Origin of the sequence: Lysinibacillus sp. (assembly GCF_032093475.1) — a bacterium.
Classification (GTDB): Bacteria; Bacillota; Bacilli; order Bacillales_A; family Planococcaceae; genus Lysinibacillus; species Lysinibacillus irui.
In genome coordinates this window covers 43,611-46,278 of the sequence record NZ_DAMDAY010000015.1, presented here as the reverse complement: position 1 = coordinate 46,278, position 2,668 = coordinate 43,611, and the positions used below count along the sequence as shown (strand labels likewise).

The 2,668-nt window shown below is 39.5% G+C and carries 2 protein-coding genes; both read left to right on the top strand.

What is annotated here, in order from left to right; translation table 11 throughout:
* A partial coding sequence (locus RT445_RS05860) for a DNA topoisomerase (protein WP_313470094.1) occupies window positions 1–1,213 on the top strand: 1,213 nt, incomplete at its 5' end.
* A 23-nt stretch (window positions 1,214–1,236) separates the two neighbouring features.
* Window positions 1,237–2,550 (top strand): FADH(2)-oxidizing methylenetetrahydrofolate--tRNA-(uracil(54)-C(5))-methyltransferase TrmFO, encoded by a 1,314-nt coding sequence (gene trmFO, locus RT445_RS05855; RefSeq protein WP_312505168.1) that lies wholly within the window; start codon window positions 1,237–1,239, stop codon window positions 2,548–2,550.
* Window positions 2,551–2,668: the final 118 nt, after the last annotated feature.

Genomic DNA, 2,668 nt, shown 5'->3' with positions numbered 1-2,668 from the left:
AAAAGAAGGAACAGTCGGGTTAATCACATATATGCGTACCGATTCAACACGTATTTCAGATACGGCTAAAGCGGAAGCGGTTACTTATATTGAAGGAAAGTATGGTAAAGAATATATTGCTACTGAGATAAAGCAAACGAAGAAGGCTTCGAATGCGCAGGATGCTCATGAAGCAATACGCCCAACAAGCACAATGCGTACACCAGATGAATTGAAGACTGTTCTTAGCCGTGATCAGTTACGTTTATATCGCTTAATTTGGGAGCGCTTTATCGCCAGCCAAATGGCTCCAGCAATATTAGATACGGTAGCAGTTGATCTTCAAAACGGTGATGTTTTATTCCGAGCGAATGGCTCACAAGTCAAATTTGCTGGCTTTATGAAACTGTATATCGAAGGTACTGATGATCAGACAGAAGAGACGACAAAACTTTTGCCTGAAATGGAAATTGGTGATCAAGTAAAATCGCTTGAAATCGAGCCTAAGCAACATTTTACACAGCCACCACCACGTTATTCAGAGGCGCGACTTGTTAAAACAATGGAAGAACTAGGTATTGGGCGCCCATCCACATATGCACCGACCCTCGATACAATTCAGCGCCGTGGCTATGTTGTATTAGATGCTAAACGCTTTATGCCAACAGAGCTAGGTGAAATTGTACACCAACTCGTACTAGAATTTTTCCCGGATATCATAAACATCGAATTCACAGCACAAATGGAACAAGATCTAGATGATATTGAAGAAGGCAATCGTCAATGGAAAAATGTTGTGGAAGAGTTTTATAAAGACTTTGAAGTTCATGTAAAACATGCAGATGAGGCTATGGAAAAAGTAGTGATTAAAGATGAACCTGCTGGAGAGGATTGCGAGCTTTGTGGATCCCCGATGGTTTATAAGCTTGGACGATATGGCAAATTTATGGCTTGCTCGAACTTCCCGGACTGTAGAAATACAAAAGCTATTATGAAACCTATTGGTGTGAAATGTCCTTCCTGTGAAACGGGCGAAATTGTAGAGCGAAAAAGTAAAACAAAACGACTGTTCTATGGTTGTAACCAATACCCTGAATGTGAATTTGTATCATGGGACAAGCCAATTAGTAGACCATGCCCGAAATGTAGTGCATTATTAGTAGAGAAAAAGATAAAAAAAGGTGTCCAAATTCAATGTACAAAGTGTGACTATGAAGAGACACCAACTCAATGATAGATAGGAAGATGGTAAGAAACATGGCTGAACAAGTAGTAAATGTAATTGGAGCGGGACTTGCAGGTAGTGAAGCAGCTTGGCAAATTGCTAAGCGTGGTGTAAAAGTTAAACTTTATGAGATGCGTCCAGTAAAGCAAACGCCAGCGCACCATACGGATAAGTTTGCAGAACTTGTTTGTTCTAACTCATTGCGTGCAAATGGTTTAACAAATGCCGTAGGCGTTATTAAAGAAGAAATGCGTTTGTTAGATTCTGTTATCTTAAAAGCTGCAGATCAGTGCTCAGTACCTGCTGGCGGCGCATTAGCAGTAGATCGTCATGAATTTGCGGGATATGTAACTGAGGCTGTAAAAAACCACCCACTAGTGGAGGTTATTCATGAAGAAGTTACTGAAATTCCTGAAGGTATTACAGTTATTGCAACAGGTCCATTGACTTCAAAAGCTTTAGCTGAGAAAATTCAAGGCTTAACTGGCTTAGATTATTTATACTTTTACGATGCAGCAGCACCCATTATTGAAAAAGATAGTATAGACATGGATAAAGTTTATTTGAAGTCTCGTTATGATAAAGGTGAAGCAGCATATTTAAACTGTCCTATGACAAAAGAAGAATTTGATCGTTTCCGTCAAGCATTAATAGAAGCGGAAGTTGTTCCATTGAAAGAATTTGAAAAAGAAATATATTTTGAGGGATGTATGCCGATCGAAGTTATGGCTGCGCGCGGCGAGAAAACGATGTTATTTGGTCCTATGAAACCAGTAGGTCTTGAAGATCCAAAAACAGGGAAACGTCCTTATGCTGTTGTGCAACTTCGTCAAGATGATGCAGCTGGCACCCTTTATAACATTGTTGGTTTCCAAACGCATCTTAAATGGGGGCCGCAAAAGGAAGTACTACAGCTAATCCCTGGATTAGAGAATGTGGAAATTGTACGCTATGGTGTTATGCACCGTAATACATTCATCAACTCTCCAAAAGTTTTAGAAAAGACATATCAACTTCGTGAACGCAAAAACATTTTCTTTGCAGGTCAGATGACAGGCGTAGAAGGGTATGTTGAATCAGCAGGAAGTGGGTTAATTGCAGGAATTAATGCTGCTCGTTTAGCATTAGGGCAAGACCCGATTATTTTCCCATTTGAAACGGCATTAGGAAGTATGGCCCGTTATATAACAGAAGCTCAATCGAAAAACTTCCAGCCGATGAATGTTAACTTCGGTATATTCCCTGAGTTACCACCAGGACGCCGTTCTAAACCGGAACGTGCTGAAATGCATGCAACACGTGCTTTAAGCACAATTCGAAATTTTGTGAATTCACAAACAATTTGATTGCCAAAAGCCTCTAAAAGTTGATATACTCTTAGAGGCTTTTTCTTTTTGTAGACAAAATGCTTAATTAGACGTATTTTATTATTTTGTATGGACATTTTCTCAAAATATAACTATT

What these genes read in the sequence shown, in the direction of transcription:
- trmFO (WP_312505168.1), top strand. Translation starts at nt 1,237, where the DNA reads ATGGCTGAACAAGTAGTAAATGTAATTGGAGCGGGACTTGCAGGTAGT.